The 15,328-nt window shown below is 72.5% G+C and carries 13 protein-coding genes; 11 read left to right on the top strand and 2 right to left on the bottom strand.

Features of this window, described 5'->3' with window-relative positions; translation table 11 throughout:
* Positions 1–102: 102 nt before the first annotated feature.
* From ABD671_RS15305 to ABD671_RS15295, 3 genes are all read left to right on the top strand, one after another.
* On the top strand, positions 103–813 hold the full coding sequence (locus tag ABD671_RS15305; RefSeq protein ID WP_425574924.1) for a CPBP family glutamic-type intramembrane protease: 711 nt from the start codon (positions 103–105) through the stop codon (positions 811–813).
* A gap of 63 nt (positions 814–876) precedes the next feature.
* Positions 877–2,334 (top strand): cytochrome ubiquinol oxidase subunit I, encoded by a 1,458-nt coding sequence (locus ABD671_RS15300; protein ID WP_344734289.1) that lies wholly within the window; start codon positions 877–879, stop codon positions 2,332–2,334.
* A complete protein-coding gene (locus ABD671_RS15295) occupies positions 2,331–3,416 on the top strand; it encodes a cytochrome d ubiquinol oxidase subunit II (protein WP_344734288.1) in 1,086 nt (361 codons plus the stop codon). The genes ABD671_RS15300 and ABD671_RS15295 overlap by 4 nt, the downstream gene beginning before the upstream one ends.
* On the opposite strand, the gene ABD671_RS15290 is transcribed toward ABD671_RS15295, so the two are convergent.
* Both ABD671_RS15290 and ABD671_RS15285 read right to left on the bottom strand, forming a co-directional pair.
* Entirely contained in the window at positions 3,368–4,306 is a 939-nt protein-coding gene (locus ABD671_RS15290; RefSeq protein ID WP_344734287.1) for an NAD(P)H-binding protein, read from the bottom strand. The genes ABD671_RS15295 and ABD671_RS15290 overlap by 49 nt on opposite strands.
* Positions 4,307–4,388: 82 nt before the next feature.
* Entirely contained in the window at positions 4,389–5,237 is an 849-nt protein-coding gene (locus tag ABD671_RS15285) for a MerR family transcriptional regulator (protein ID WP_344734286.1), read from the bottom strand.
* 55 nt (positions 5,238–5,292) lie between these two features.
* Between ABD671_RS15285 and ABD671_RS15280 the strand changes: the two genes are divergently transcribed.
* From ABD671_RS15280 to ABD671_RS15245, 8 genes are all read left to right on the top strand, one after another.
* Positions 5,293–6,504, top strand: coding sequence for an acetyl-CoA C-acetyltransferase (locus ABD671_RS15280; protein ID WP_344734285.1), 1,212 nt, complete (start codon positions 5,293–5,295; stop codon positions 6,502–6,504).
* A gap of 118 nt (positions 6,505–6,622) precedes the next feature.
* The gene (locus ABD671_RS15275; RefSeq protein ID WP_344734284.1) at positions 6,623–8,830 is read left to right on the top strand and encodes a 3-hydroxyacyl-CoA dehydrogenase NAD-binding domain-containing protein; all 2,208 of its coding nucleotides are present in this window, start codon (positions 6,623–6,625) and stop codon (positions 8,828–8,830) included.
* A 381-nt stretch (positions 8,831–9,211) separates the two neighbouring features.
* Positions 9,212–9,928: an ABC transporter ATP-binding protein gene (locus ABD671_RS15270; RefSeq protein WP_344734283.1), complete on the top strand. Its 717-nt coding sequence runs from the start codon at positions 9,212–9,214 to the stop codon at positions 9,926–9,928.
* Positions 9,903–11,462 (top strand): hypothetical protein, encoded by a 1,560-nt coding sequence (locus ABD671_RS15265; RefSeq protein ID WP_344734282.1) that lies wholly within the window; start codon positions 9,903–9,905, stop codon positions 11,460–11,462. The genes ABD671_RS15270 and ABD671_RS15265 overlap by 26 nt, the downstream gene beginning before the upstream one ends.
* 133 nt (positions 11,463–11,595) lie before the next feature.
* On the top strand, positions 11,596–12,591 hold the full coding sequence (locus ABD671_RS15260) for a zinc-binding metallopeptidase family protein (protein ID WP_344734281.1): 996 nt from the start codon (positions 11,596–11,598) through the stop codon (positions 12,589–12,591).
* 5 nt (positions 12,592–12,596) lie between these two features.
* Complete coding sequence (locus tag ABD671_RS15255; RefSeq protein ID WP_344734280.1) at positions 12,597–13,559, top strand: glutathione S-transferase family protein; 963 nt, start codon at positions 12,597–12,599, stop codon at positions 13,557–13,559.
* A 33-nt stretch (positions 13,560–13,592) separates the two neighbouring features.
* Positions 13,593–14,516: a cation diffusion facilitator family transporter gene (locus tag ABD671_RS15250; protein WP_344734279.1), complete on the top strand. Its 924-nt coding sequence runs from the start codon at positions 13,593–13,595 to the stop codon at positions 14,514–14,516.
* Entirely contained in the window at positions 14,513–15,328 is an 816-nt protein-coding gene (locus ABD671_RS15245) for a ferredoxin family protein (RefSeq protein ID WP_344734278.1), read from the top strand. The genes ABD671_RS15250 and ABD671_RS15245 overlap by 4 nt, the downstream gene beginning before the upstream one ends.

The following is a 15,328-nucleotide window of genomic DNA, read 5'->3' as shown; positions in this document are numbered from 1 at the left end:
TCCACTCCCCGACAGGGGGCGCCCCGCTACCGCGGGTCGCCCCCTGTCGTGCGTTCACGGACGTCCGGCCCGCCCTGGGTGCGACCTCCTAGGCTCATGGTCGTGAACCTGCCCGCCCTGGTCCGCCGCTCGCTGTGGGACGTCGTCCCGCGCGACCAGCGCGACACCCCGCAGGGCCTGCGCCGTCGCCAGTGGGTGACGGCCGGCTTCCTCGTGCTCGGTGCCGCGGCCCTCGCGATCTCGCTGCGGATCGAGCCCGGCAGCATCTGGTTCTACCCCGCGAGCACCCTGCTCGCCTTCGTCTGGATCGTGGGGGCCTTCGCCTCCGGTCGGCTCCACCTCGGCCGGATCGCCGACCTGGAGGAGCCGCAGACCTTCGAGCGCCCGGTGGTGCCGCCGTTCCTGCTGGGGGCCGCGATGGTGGCGCTCTTCGTGGTCGGCGCCCTGCTCGTGCGGGGGCTGGCCTTCCTCCAGCCGCTGGAGGACCAGATCCGCAACGTGCTGGCGATCGCCGACAACGGCTCGCTGCCCATCCTCGTCGTGATCACCGCCCTCAACGGCATCGCCGAAGAGCTCTTCTTCCGCGGCGCCGCCTATGCGGCGATCCCGCGCCACCCCGTGGTGTGGACGACGGTCGCCTACACCGTGGCGACCTTGGCCACGGGCAACGTCATGCTCAGCTTCGCCGCCGTCCTCCTGGGTGCCGTGGCCGGCCTCCAGCGCCGGGCCTCGGGCGGCATCCTGGCGCCGATCATCACCCACCTGACCTGGTCGATCAGCATGCTCTTCCTGCTCCCGGCGATCTTCGGCTGACCCCCTTGTGAAAGTTTTCACATATTTTGTGAATGCATTCACAAGCGGCGTAGCGTCGGAGACGTGGCAGTCCCCAGCGCATTCCACGACGCGGCGCTCGCACCGCTGACCTCGCTCGTCACGACCGCCGATCCGGCCGGCCTGCTCCCCGCGCGCGAACAGATGGCCCTCTCCCTGGGCTGGCACATCGTGCTCGCCTGCTTCGGCGTCGCCTTCCCGGCGATGATCCTCCTCGCGCACTGGCGCGGCGCCTGGCGCGGCGACGAGGTCGCGATGCGCCTGGCCCGCCGCTGGTCGAAGGTCGCCGCCGTCCTCTTCGCCATCGGCGCCGTCTCCGGCACCGTGCTGAGCTTCGAGCTCGGCCTGCTGTGGCCCGGGCTCATGGGCACCTTCGGCGACGTCCTCGGCCTCCCGTTCGCCTTCGAGGGCATCTCGTTCTTCGTCGAGGCGATCTTCCTCGGGCTCTACCTCTACGGCTGGGGCCGCGTGCCCCCGAAGCGCCACGCCCTGTTCCTGCTGCCGATGGGTGCGGCGGGGGTGTTCGGCACGTTCTGCGTGCTCTCGGTCAACGCCTGGATGAACGACCCCACCGGGTTCCGGATCGTCGGGGGCGAGGTCGTCGACGTCGACCCGTGGGCGGCGATGTTCAACGACCAGGTGTGGCTCCAGTTCCTGCACATGTGGGTCGCGGCCTTCATGGTCGTCGGCTTCGGCGTCGCCTCGGTCTACGCCGTGGGCATGCTGCGCGGACGCCTCGACGCCCACCACCGCCTCGGCTTCGCGATCCCCTTCGGCTTCGCCACCGCCGCGGCGATCGCCCAGCCGCTCGTCGGCCATCTGCTCGGCCTGCGGGTGGCCGACCACCAGCCCGCCAAGCTCGCGGCCTTCGAGCTCGCCACCGAGACGGAGAGCCCCTCGCCGCTGCGTCTGGGCGGGATCCTGGTGGACGGCGAACCGCGCTTCCACCTCGACATCCCCTACCTGGGCTCGATCATCGCGCGGAACTCGCTGACCAAACCGGTGCAGGGCCTCGACACGATCCCGGCTGCCGACCGGCCGCCGGTGAACATCACCCACCTGGCCTTCCAGTCGATGGTCGGCATCGGCACCCTGCTGGCCCTGGCCGTCGTCGTCTACTGGTTCGCGCGGTGGCGCCGGCGCGACCTGCTCGACCCCGGCACCCGCTTCCACCGACCCTTCCTGCGGCTGGTCGCGGCGTCCGGCGTGCTCGCCGTCGTCGCCCTCGAGGCCGGGTGGGTCGCCACCGAGGTCGGTCGCCAGCCGTGGATCGTCTACGGGATCATGCGCACCAGCGAGGCCGCCGGTGACAACTCCGGTCTGTGGTGGCTCTACGGCGCGAGCGTCCTGCTGTACGGCGCGATGACCGCGGGCGCCGTCGTGGTGCTGCGCTCGATGGCGCGGCGCTGGCGGGAGGGCTCGGAGGACCTGCCCTCGCCCTACGCGCCCGAGCCCGAGCCGCTCGACTCCCCTGCGCGAGCGCGAGCGGGAGCGGGCCGATGAGCCTCTCGCTCAGCCTGCCGGTGCTCGTCGCCGCCGCCCTCTTCATCGGCGTGCTGGCCTACGGCGTGCTCGGCGGCGCGGACTTCGGTTCCGGCTTCTACGACCTCACCGCCGGCGGCGACCGGCGCGGCGCCGAACTGCGCACCCAGGTCGACCACAGCATCGGCCCGGTGTGGGAGGCCAACCACGTATGGCTGATCTTCGTGCTCGTCGTCTGGTGGACCGCCTTCCCGATGGCCTTCGCCTCGGCCATGGACACCCTCGTGCTGCCGATGCTGCTGGCCCTGCTCGGCATCGTCCTGCGGGGCGCGGCCTTCGCCTTCCGCAAGTACGCCGTCGATCTGCGCCAGGCGCGGCTGTTCGGTGTGGTGTTCGGGGCCTCGTCGGTGATCACGCCCTTCTTCCTCGGCGCCGTCGCGGGCGCGATCGCCTCGGGCCGGGTGCCCTACGGCGAGCGCGGTGACCGGTGGGGCTCCTGGCTCAACGCCACCTCTCTGGTGGGCGGCACCATCGCCGTGGGCACCTGCGCGTTCCTGGCCGGCGTCTTCCTCACCGCGGACGCCGCCCGGGGTGGCCGCGTGCGGTTGGCCGCGGCGCTGCGGCGCCGCACCCTCGCCGTCGGCGTCGTCACCGGAGCCGTCGTGTTCGCGGGCCTGCTGCCCTTGCGCGCCGACGCCCCGACGCTGTGGTCGGGCCTCACCGGACGCGCTCTGCCGCTCGTCGTCCTGGCCGCGGTGGCCGGCGTGCTCACGCTCGCGCTGGTCGCCCGCGGACGGTTCGCCGCAGCCCGGCTGCCCGCGGTCGTCGCCGTGGCCGCCGTCCTGTCGGGGTGGGGGGTCGGCCAGTACCCCTGGCTGCTGGTCGACCACGTCACGATCGACGGCGCGGCCGGTGCGACCGCGACCCTCCAGGCGCTCCTCGTCGCCCTCGCTCTGGCGATGGTGCTGGTGCTGCCGGCGCTGGTGATGCTCTTCCGGCTGGCGCAGTCCGAGGCCGCACACGACGCTACGGCGTCCTCAGCCGGTCCAGCCGGTCAGGCGGTGGCGGCCTCGGCGAGTGCGCGGCGTACCGACTCGGCGTAGCACAGCGGCTCACCCGGGACGACCGAGCGGATCGCGGTGTCGCGCTGCACCACCTCGGTGCGCATCGACTCGATGAGGTTGCCGGCGGTGACGACGTCGACGCCGGTGATGAGCTTGATCCAGTAGGCCGAGAGCAGCGGGGTGCCCACCGGGAGCTGGAGGATCGGGATGCGGTGGCCGTGCATCACCTGCGCCGCCTGCTGGAGCATGCCGAGGTAGGAGAGCTGGTCGGCGCCGCCGATGTCGAAGGTGCGCCCCAGCGCCTCGTCGTGGCCGACGACGCCGACGAGGTAACGCACGACGTCGTCGATGGCGATCGGTTGGGTGCGGGTGGCGGCCCACTTCGGCACGACCATCGCCGGCAGGTGGTGCACGAGCTGCCGCGTCATCTCCCAGGAGATGCCGCCGGCGCCCACGACGATGGCGGCGCGCAGCACGGTGACCGGCACGCCGGCCTCGCCCAGCAGCTCCTCGACCTCGCGGCGTGAGCGCAGGTGCGGCGAGAGCTCCTCGGCGTCGTCGCCGAGACCGCCGAGGTAGACGATCTGGCGGACGCCGGACTCCGCCGCGGCGCGTCCGAAGTTGCGGGCGGCCTCGGCGTCCTTGCGCTCGAAGTCGTGGTCGTCGAGGGAGTGCACGAGGTAGATCGCGACGTCGGTGTCGGCGAGCGCCTCGCGCAGCGACTCGACGTCAGCGACGTCGCCGAAGACCGGCTCGCCCTCGCCCGCGTAGTCGAAGGGCCGCCGGGTCATCGCCCGCACGGTGTGCCCTGCTGCGAGCAGTCCGGGCACCAGGCGGCGCCCCACGAAACCCGTGGCGCCGGTGACGAGGACGCGGCAGCCGCCGTCGTCCGCGCGGCGCTCGTGGGTGGGGTCGGCCGGCCCGGTCATGCCCCCCACGGTAGGGGAGCCCTGGTGAGAGCGACCCGACCCGAGCGGGGACGGCGTCCCGTGCCCCCTCCTCGGGGTGGGATCAGGACGGGCGGTCGGAGCGGGCGCGGGCGGCGATGCGCTCGCGCCGCGTCTCGTCCATGGCGGCCTCGTAGGCGGCCACCAGACTCGCGATCGAGAGCGGCTTGAGCCGCTCGACCATCTCCCGGATCGCCTCGGCCGAGGCGCCGGCCTCCTTGTATGCGGGCCAGACCATGGTGCGGAACAGGTCGTTGAGCTCCTTGGCCAGCTGGCGGCCGTGGGCGGTGTAGACGTCGGCCGCGGCGACCGCCGCCTCGGTCGGGAACCCGAGGTCGACCAGTCCGAGGCCGACGGTCAGCTGGGTGGTCGAGACCTCGTAGCGGCCGCGCTTGGTGCGCATCGCGACCCCGAGCGCGGCGAGGGTGTCGAGGTCGGCGTCGCTCAGCTCGCGACCCGCGCGGCGCTCGAGCTCGGCGCGCGTCATCTCCTGGGTCGTGTCGGCCTGCCAGGGCGCCAACATCGTGCGGTGCAGCGCGATGTCCTCGGGCGAGGCGTCGGGCGGGATCGCGGCGAGGTACTTCTCGATCGCGGACAGCGTGAAGCCGTGCCCCTGGAGGTCCTTGACCAGCTCCAGGCGCGCCACGTGGTCGGGGGAGTAGTAGCCGCTACGGCCGCGGCGGATCGGCGGCGGCACCAGGCCCTTGGTCGTGTAGAAGCGCACGTTGCGCACGCTCATCCCGACCCGCTGGGTCAGCTCCTCCAGCGTGAGCAGCGTCGCCGCGGCCTCGGCGACGCCGCCGCCGGCCGGAAGGGAGGCTCCGGCGTCGCCGACCGTGGGGGTCGTGGGGGTCGCAGCGGTGCTGCCGCCGTCGACCTCCGTGTCCGCTGTGAGGGACTCCCGCTTGACCATGACACCAATAGTGTCACAATCAGAGCATTCACCCCGCACTTCCTCAAGGACGGTCATGGCAGAAGCATTCGTGTACGACCACATCCGTACGCCGCGCGGCAAGGGCAAGGCGGCGGGCTCGCTGCACGAGGTCAAGCCCGTCGACCTCGTGGTGGGCCTGCTCGACGAGATCAAGACCCGCAACCCCTCCCTCGACCCCGCGCGCGTCGACGACGTCGTCCTGGGCGTCGTCTCGCCGATCGGCGAGCAGGGCGGCGACATCGCCAAGACCGCGGCTCTCGCGGCCGGGTACCCCGACACCGTCGCCGGCGTGCAGCTGAACCGCTTCTGCGCCTCCGGCCTCGAGGCCGTCAACCAGGCCGCCGGCCGCATCCGCGGCGGCATGGAGGACCTCATCCTCGCCGGTGGCGTGGAGTCGATGTCCAACGTGCCGATGGGCTCCGACGGCGGCGCCTGGGCCTCCGACCCCGCCACCGCGTTCAAGGCCGGCTTCGTGCCCCAGGGCATCGGCGCCGACCTCATCGCCACCATCGAGGGTTGGAGCCGCGACGACGTCGACGCCTACGCCGCCGAGTCGCACCACCGCGCCGCCAAGGCGTGGGCCAACGGCTACTTCGCCGACTCCGTCGTGCCCGTGCGCGACCTCAACGGCCTGACCGTCCTCGACCACGACGAGTTCATCCGCCCCGACACCTCGCCGGAGGGCCTGGCCGGCCTCAAGCCGTCCTTCGCCGACCTCGGCCGTGACGCCGGCTTCGACGATGTCGCGCTGGAGAAGTACCACTGGATCGAGAAGATCAACCACGTCCACCACGCCGGCAACTCCTCCGGCATCGTCGACGGTGCGGCCCTCATGGCCATCGGCACCGAGGAGATCGGCCAGGAGCTCGGCCTCACCCCGCGGGCGCGCATCGTCTCGATGGCCGTCTCGGGTGCCGACCCGACGATCATGCTCACCGGTCCCGCGCCGGCCGCGCGCAAGGCGCTAGCCAAGGCCGGTCTGAAGACCGAGGACATCGACCTGTTCGAGATCAACGAGGCCTTCGCGGCCGTCGCCATGCGCTTCATGCGCGACATGGGCATCTCCCACGAGATCACCAACGTCAACGGCGGCGCCATCGCCATGGGCCACCCGCTGGGTGCCACCGGCGCGATGATCCTCGGCACCCTCATCGACGAGCTCGCCCGACGCGACCAGAAGCGCGGCCTGGCCACGCTCTGCGTCGGCGGTGGCATGGGTATCGCCACCATCGTCGAGCTGGTCTGACCGAGCATCGGGTCCGGCGCAGCCGGGCCACCCGGGCGCGTCGCACGCGCCCCTCCCTCACGCCACTCCGGTCGAGCCGCGCGCCGCGCCGTCCGGGATCTCCCAGAACAGGAACACCATGAGCACCACGACCGAGCAGACGGCCGTCCGGTACGAGAAGGACGCCGACGGCATCGTCACCCTCACCCTCGACGACCCGAACCAGTCGGCGAACACGATGAACGACCTCTACATCTCCTCGATGAAGGCCGTCGTCGACCGTCTCTACGACGAGTACGCCGCCGACGAGAACAGCGTCACCGGCGTCGTCGTGGCCTCGGCGAAGAAGACCTTCTTCGCCGGCGGCGACCTGAAGAACATGATCCAGGCCGGCAAGGACGACGCCGCCGACGTCTTCGCCATGGCCGAGAACGTCAAGGCCGCGCTGCGCCGCCTCGAGAAGTTCCCCCGCCCCGTCGTCGCCGCGATCAACGGCGCCGCCCTCGGCGGCGGCTTCGAGATCTGCCTGGCCACCCAGCACCGCATCGCCGTCGACGACACGAAGGTCGAGATCGGCCTGCCGGAGTCGCAGCTCGGCCTGCTGCCCGGCGGTGGCGGCGTCACCCGCATCGTGCGCCTCCTCGGCCTGCAGACCGGCCTCATGGAGGTGCTGCTGACCGGCACCCGCTTCAAGCCCGCCCAGGCCAAGGAGAAGGGCCTGATCGACGAGCTCGTCGCCACCCGCGAGGAGCTCGTGCCCGCCGCCAAGGCGTGGATCAAGGCCAACCCCGACGCCGCCCTCAACCCGTGGGACGCCAAGGGCTACAAGATGCCCGGCGGCTCGCCGAAGAGCCCCGCGCTCGCCGGCTTCCTGCCCGCCTTCCCGGCACTGCTGCGCAAGCAGACCAAGGGTGCGCTCTACCCGGCCGCCCGCGCGATCCTCTCGGCCGCGGTCGAGGGCGCGAACCGCGACTTCGACACCGCCTCGCGCATCGAGTCGCGCTACCTGACGAACCTGATCGTCAACCAGGGCTCGAAGAACATGATCCAGGCGTTCTTCTTCGACCTCCAGGCGATCAACTCCGGTGCCCAGCGTCCGCAGGGCGTCGAGCCGTTCCGCGCGCAGAAGGTCGGCGTCCTCGGTGCCGGCATGATGGGCGCGGGCATCGCCTACTCCTGCGCGCGCGCCGGCATGCAGGTCGTGCTGAAGGACGTCAGCGACGAGGCCGCCGCTCGCGGCAAGGCCTACTCGGAGAAGATCAACGCCAAGGCCGTCAGCCGCGGCAAGCTCACCGAGGAGAAGTCGGCCGAGCTGCTCGACCGCATCACCGCGACCTCCGACCCCGCCGCCCTCGCCGGCTGCGACCTGGTCATCGAGGCCGTCTTCGAGGACCCCTCGCTCAAGCAGAAGGTGTTCGCCGAGATCGCCCCGCACGTCAACCCCGACGCGCTGCTGTGCTCGAACACCTCGACGCTGCCGATCACCGAGCTGGCCACCGGCATCGACCGGCCGGCCGACTTCATCGGCCTGCACTTCTTCTCGCCCGTCGACAAGATGCCGCTGGTCGAGATCATCTGCGGCAAGGAGACCTCCGACGTCGCCCTGGCCAAGGCCTACGACGTCGTCCAGCAGCTGCGCAAGACCCCGATCGTGGTCAACGACAGCCGCGGCTTCTACACCTCGCGCGTCATCGGCACCCAGGTCACCGAGGCGCTGGCCATGGTCGGCGAGGGCGTGGCGCCGTACTCGCTCGAGCGGGCCGCCACCCAGGCCGGCTACCCGGTCGGCGTCCTGCAGCTGACCGACGAGCTCAACATGGAGCTCATGGCCAAGATCGCCGCCGAGACCCGTGCCGCCGCCGAGCGCGAGGGCAAGCCGGTCAACGACCACCCGGGCATCGCCGTGGTGGAGAAGATGATCGAGATCGGTCGTCCCTCCCGCCTCAAGGGCGCGGGCTTCTTCGACTACGACGAGGCCGGCAACCGCGGCTCCATCTGGTCGGGCCTGGCCGAGGTCTTCCCGGTCGCCGAGCAGCAGGTGCCCTTCGCCGACGTGAAGGACCGCATGCTCTTCGCCGAGGCGCTCGAGACCGCCAAGTGCTTCGAGGAGGGCGTCATCACCTCCGCAGCCGCGGCCAACATCGGTTCGATCATGGGCATCGGCTTCCCGCCGATGACCGGTGGTGCCGCGCAGTTCATGGCCGGCTACGAGGGTGCCGACGGCACCATCGGCCTGGCGGCGTTCGTCGCCCGGGCCGACGAGCTGGCCGACGCCTACGGTGAGCGCTTCCGTCCCACCGCCTGGCTGCGCGACCTCGCCGCCTCCGGGGGCTCGCTCCCGGCCTGATCGGCTGCTCGGTTCGGCTTCTCCGGACACCCACGAGCCGGCGCCCCCTCCCCGGGGCGCCGGCTCGTGGCGTCTCGGGGGGTGGACGGCTCGGGGGCTGGTGGCGTGTCGGAATCACCGGTGCACCGGTGATTCCTGCACTTCTCAGGGGAAACATCGCCCGATCAGCGCCAGTTTCCCCTGAGAAGTCGATCCACATGGCGGGACGCCGGCCCGCGACCGAGCGGCGCGGCCGAGCACCGCACCCGCACCCGCACCCGCACCCCGGTCTCCTCCGATCGGTCGGACTTCTCACGACCCGCCGCGGGCCGCCGATGGGCCGGGGAGGATGGCCGCGACGGACACGGGGGCGTCCGTCGCTGGGTCAGAGAGGGGATGGTCGTGGTCGAGGCCGACGAGCGGGTCCACGTCCGCGGGCTGCACGTGCGCTTCGGGCGCGTCGAGGCGGTCGCCGGGGTCGACCTGAGCACCTACGCCGGTCAGGCCACCGCGCTGCTCGGCCGCAACGGCGCCGGCAAGTCCACGACGATGCGGGTGCTCGCGGGCGTCGTCCCGCCCAGCGCGGGCGAGGTGGTGGTGGCCGGGCACGACGTCCGCACCGCGACCCTGGCCGTCAAGCGCGCCGTCGGCTACTGCCCCGACATCGGCGGCCTGGTGCCGCGCGCGACCCCGTGGGAGCACCTGCAGCTCTCCGCCCGGCTGCGCCGCCTCGGCCCCTCGTGGGAGAGCCGCGGGCGCGACCTGCTGGAGCGCTTCGAGCTCGGCGACGTCGCCCACCGGATCACCGCCGGCTTCTCCCACGGCATGGGACGCCGGCTCTCCGTCGTCCTCGCCGTCCTGCACGAGCCCGAGGTGCTGCTGCTCGACGAACCCTTCGACGGCGTCGACCCCATCGGCGTCGAGGCCACGATGGACGCCATCGCCGACGCCCGTGCACGCGGCGCCGCGGTGCTGGTCTCAACGCACCTGCGCGAGCTCGCCGTCCAGGCCTGCGGCAGCGTCAGCGTGCTGCGCGGGGGCGCCCGGGTCGCCTCCATGACAGCTGAGGAGATGCGCGGCGAGGAGGGGGCGCGTGCCTACCGCGGCCTCCTGGACTGAGCGGCCGACGTCCCGCAGCGGGCGGCGCGAAGGCGTCGGCACCGCGGTCGTCGACCTCGTCACCCTGCTGCGCTTCCGTGCCCGCACCGCCCGCCGTGGCCGGGCCCGCGGGGCGATCGCCGCGTTCGTCGTGCTGACCCTCGCGGTGGCGACCGTGCCCGCCTGGACGCCGCACGCGGGATCGGGCGACCGGGCGTTCAACCTCCTGCTCCTGCTGCCCACCGGCATGGCCGGCGTCGTCCTGCTCGCCGTCACCTCGGCGGTCGCGAGCGGCGGCGGGCGCGAGCTGATGCCCCGCGATCCGGGCCAGATCTTCCCGATCGGCTCGACCACCGACCATCTCGGCGCGCTCGTGCTGACCCCGCTCAACATCGCCTGGCTGCTCCAGGCGTGGGTGCTGCTCGGCTCGGCCGCCTACGCCGTGGGGCACCGCTCGCTCGGCACTCTCGCCGGCCTCCAGCTCGGCCTGGGGCTGTGGCTCGTCGTGGCCACCGCGATCGGCCAGTTCGCGGCGTGGACCATCGAGGGCATCCGCCGCACCGCGCACGGCGTCCCGATCGTGCGGATGCTCACGGTGCTCGTCATCGCCACCGCGATCGCCATGCAGACCGCCGACCTGCTCGTCGACGCCCTCGACGCCGCGCCCACCTCCCCGGTGCTCATCGGACTCCTCGACGCCCCCGGCCCGCGCTGGTGGACCACGGTGCTGCTCCTCGCGCTCGCGGCCGTCGCGATCGTCGCCCTCGGTGCCGTTCCTGCCCGCTGGGCCGGACGCCGGCTGCCGGTCGACGAGGTCGAGCTCGAGACCGGCCATCGTCGTCCGCGGGGCCTGGCGCGATCGCCGTGGGCCGCGCTCGTGCGCACCGACCGCGCGTCGGTGTGGCGTGCCGTGCCGATGCGGCGCGGCCTGCTGGTGCTGGCCGTCGGTCCCGGGCTGGTGGCCGTGCTCGGCGACCTGCGGTGGGACTCCCTCACCCTGCTGCCCGGCCTCGTGGTCTCGGGCGGGGCCCTGCTCTTCGGCGTCAACGCGTGGTGTCTCGACGGGCGCGGCGGTCGCTGGCGCGAGAGCCTCCCGGTCGAGCCCGGCCTGGTCTTCGACGCCCGAGCCTGGGTGCTGGCGGAGTTCCTGCTGTCGGCCTCCGCGCTCACGGTGCTGATCGCGGGCCTGCGCGCCGGCGTGCCGACACCGGCCGAGTTCACCGCGATGCTCGCCAGCGTGCTCGTCATCGCGCTGCAAGTGGTGGCCGCTTCGATGCGCTGGTCGATCCTGCACCCCTACGCCGCCGACCTGCGCTCGGCCCGCGCCACCCCCGCCCCGCCGCTGGCGATGGTCGGCTACTCCGCACGTCTCGCGGCGAGCACGACCGTCACGGGCCTGGTCTTCTCCGGGCTGGCCCGCGCCGACGACTGGCGGGTGCCGGCCCTGCTCGCCGTCCCGTTCCTGTGCTGGTCGGCCGCCCGGTTGCTGCGGGCGCGGCGGCGCTGGTCGGACGCCGAGCGGCGGGCGGACGTCGTCCTGACGGTCACGGCGTGAGGGGCCAGTTTCCCCGGCCGACCGGGGAAACCAGCCGGAATCCGGCCCGATCGGCCCCGAAACGGGCAGTTTCGCCTGTCCTCCCCCACCCGCGCGTGCAGCCGAGATCGGCGTGACCTGTCACCCTGGCGGGATGCTGGCCTACCGCTGCCGAGTCTGTGACAACCCGCTGTACTTCGAGAACTCGCTCTGCGTCGCCTGTGGGACGGCGCTCGGCTACGCGCGGGAGGAGCGGGCGATCGTCCCGGTCGACGCGAGCGGGGTGTACGTCGACGCCACCGGCCTGGTGTGGCACGTGTGCGCGAACCTCAACCTCTCCGGCTGCACCTGGCTGGCCCGCACCGAGGGCGCGCAATGCTCCGGCTGCGACCTCACCCGCACCCGTCCGGCGGACGACGACGACCTCGGCCTCGCGCAGTTCCGGCTCGCGGAGGCCGCCAAGCGCCACCTCGTCGCCGAGCTCGACGCGCTCGGGCTGCCGGTCGTCGACAAGCTCGCCGATCCGGTCGGCGGACTCGCGTTCGACCTGCTCTCCAGCGTCGCCGAGAACGTCGTCATCGGCCACGAGGACGGCGTCATCACCATCGACCTGGCCGAGAGCGACGACGCCTACCGCGAGAAGGTGAAGGCGCAGCTCGACGAGCCCTACCGCACGATGCTCGGCCATTTCCGCCACGAGGTGGGGCACTACTACGAGTGGCGCCTGGTCACCGGCGAGCGGCGGGCCGGCTACCGCGAGCTGTTCGGCGACGAGACCCTCGACTACCAGGCCGCGATCGACCGGCACTACGCGTCGGGCCCGCCGGCGGGGTGGGAGTCGAGCCACATCTCGACCTACGCCACCATGCATCCCTTCGAGGACTTCGCCGAGACCTGGGCGCACTACCTGCACATCTGCGACGCCGTCGAGACCGCGCGGGCCTTCGGGCTCGCGACGGTCGGCCCGGTGGCCTCCTTCGCGCGGTTCCGGGACGTCGTCACCGGGGTCTGGATCCCGCTGTCGACGGCGCTCAACCAGATCAACCGCAGCATGGGCGCCGACGACCTCTACCCCTTCGTCATCCCCGAGCCGGTGCTCGACAAGCTCGAGTTCGTCGACGCCCTCGTGCGGGGCGGCTCGGTAGCGTGAACCGTATGAGCGAGGACCTGACCCCCACCTACGTCGAGACCGGGAAGGCGTTCGAGCGGGACATGAACTACGTCCCCGATCGCATCACCGCCGGCGCGCGTCGTCCCGAGCACGGCCCGGTCGCGGGCGAGCTGTGGCCGGTCGAGCCGGGCCGCTACCGACTGGTGGCCGCGCGGGCCTGCCCGTGGGCGAACCGCACCATCATCGTGCGCGAGCTGCTGGGGCTCCAGGACGTCATCTCGCTCGGGACGCCGGGCCCGACCCACGACAAGAACTCCTGGACCTTCGACCTCGACCCCGACGGTCTCGACCCCGTGCTCGGCATCCCGCGGCTCAAGGACGCCTACGAGAAGCGCTTCCCCGGCTACCCGCGCGGCATCACCGTGCCGGCGATCGTCGAGGAGTCGAGCGGTCTGCTGGTCACCAACGACTTCCCGTGGATCACCCACGACTTCTTCTTCGAGTGGAAGGAGTACCACCGTCCCGACGCGCCCGACCTGTGGCCCGCCCATCTGCGCGAGGAGATGGAGGAGGTGATGCAGCGGATCTTCACCGAGGTCAACAACGGCGTCTACCGCTGCGGTTTCGCCGGGTCGCAGGAGACCTACGAGGCGGCGTACGAGCGCCTGTTCGCCGCGCTGGACTGGCTCGAGGAGCGGCTCGCCGATCGCCGCTACCTCATGGGCGAGGCGATCACCGAGGCCGACGTCCGGCTCTTCACCACCCTCGTGCGCTTCGATCCCGTCTACCACGGGCACTTCAAGTGCAACCGCAACAAGCTCTCCGAGATGCCGAACCTGTGGGGCTACGCGCGCGACCTGTTCCAGACCCCGGGCTTCGGCGACACGGTCGACTTCGAGCAGATCAAGGCGCACTACTACGTCGTCCACACCGACATCAATCCGTCGGGCATCGTGCCGGCCGGTCCCGACCTCTCCGGGTGGACGACGCCGCACGGGCGCGGCTGACCCGGAAGACTCCCGCCCGCCTACGCTGACCCCATGGGCCACGGACACGGGCACGGGCACGGCGCCGCACGCGCGGCCGACCGGCGTCGGTTGCGCATCGTGCTGGCGGTGACCGCGACCGTGATGGTGGTCGAGGTGATCGGGGCGTTCGTCACCGACTCGCTCGCGCTGCTGGCCGACGCCGGCCACATGGCCACCGACGCGGCGGCCGTCGTGCTCGCGCTCGGCGCCTCGTTCGTGGCCGGCCTGCCCGGCGGCAAGCGCTCGACCTTCGGCTACCACCGTGCGGAGATCCTCGCCGCGCTCGTCAACGCCGTCGTGCTGCTCGTGGTCTGCGGCTACCTGGCGTGGGCGGCGATCCCGCGCCTGCTCGACCCCGCGCACGTCGACGGCGGCGCGATGGTCGCCTTCGCCCTCGTCGGCCTGATCGCCAACGGCGTGTCGCTCACGGTGCTCGGCCGGGCCGACGGCGAGTCGCTCAACATGCGCGGCGCCCTCAACGAGGTGCTCGCCGATCTCCTCGGCTCGGTGCTCGCCGTGCTCTCGGGGGTCGCGATCCTGGTGGCCGACTGGCATCGCGCCGACCCGATCGCCTCCCTGCTGATCGCCGCGATGATCCTGCCGCGCTCGGTCGCGCTGCTGCGGGACGCCGCCGTGGTGCTGCTCGAGATCGCCCCGGCCGGCCTCGACCTCGACGACGTCGAGCAGCACGTGCTGGGGGTGCCGGGCGTCGTCGACGTGCACGACCTGCACGCCTGGACCATCACGTCGGGCCTGCCCAGCCTCTCGGCCCACGTCACCGTCACCGACGAGGCGCTGGCCGCCCGCGGAGTGGGTGCGGTGCTCGATGATCTCTGCGCGTGCGTGGCCGAGCACTTCGGGGTGCGGCACGCGACGTTCCAGGTCGAGCCGGTCAGCCACCGCAGCCACGAGGACCTCGGCGAGGTGCACACGTGACGCAGACGGCCGTGGGCCCGTTCCGGTGCTCGCTCGCGAGCGTCGGGGACGGCGAGCCGCTCGCCGGCACGGCACCCACCGAGACCAGATGGGTGCTGGTCGAGCAGCCCGGAGCCTGGACGCCGAAGGCGGCCGACGAGCTCGCGATCGACGGCGTCGAGGACGGCGTCCGGGTGCAGCTGATCCGACGTGTCGGCGGAGGAGCGACCCCCGGCGGCCGCCGGGTCTTCCGTGCCGACCTCGTCGCGGGCGTCGTGGAGACCGCGCTCGTGGGTGACGACCTCGATCTCGCGGCGGCCGACTGGCGTCCCCATGCCGCACCGCTCTGGCTGGTGTGCACCCATGGACGCCGTGACGTGTGCTGCGCCGAGTTCGGCCGCCCGGTCGCCGCCGCGCTGGCCGCCCGCTGGCCCGACGACACCTGGGAGACCAGCCATCTCGGCGGCCACCGGTTCGCCCCGACCCTCATCGCCCTGCCGAGCGGCGTCACCCTCGGTCGGGTCGGTGCCGCGGACGCCGTCCCCGCCGCCGAGCGGATCCTCTCGGGGCGACTGCCCGACCTCGCCCTCGTGCGCGGCCGTGCCGGGCAGACACCGGTGGCCCAGGCCGCCGACCTGCACGTTCGAGCGGCGCACGGCCTCGATGCTCTCGACGCCGTCGGCCGGATCGAGGTCGACGGCGACGTCGTCCGGGTGCACCTCGCCGGCGGAACGGAGAACGTCCGCGTCACCGCGACCTCGACGCGGCGGCGTCAGAGCTGCGGTGACGACAAACAGAAGCCCGCCGCGGCCTACGCCGTCAGCGAGGTCTGA

The sequence above is a fragment of the Nocardioides fonticola genome, assembly GCF_039536805.1.
GTDB lineage: Bacteria > Actinomycetota > Actinomycetes > Propionibacteriales > Nocardioidaceae > Nocardioides > Nocardioides fonticola.
Note: the sequence above shows the minus strand (reverse complement) of the source record. Positions and strands in the feature narration are given on the sequence as shown.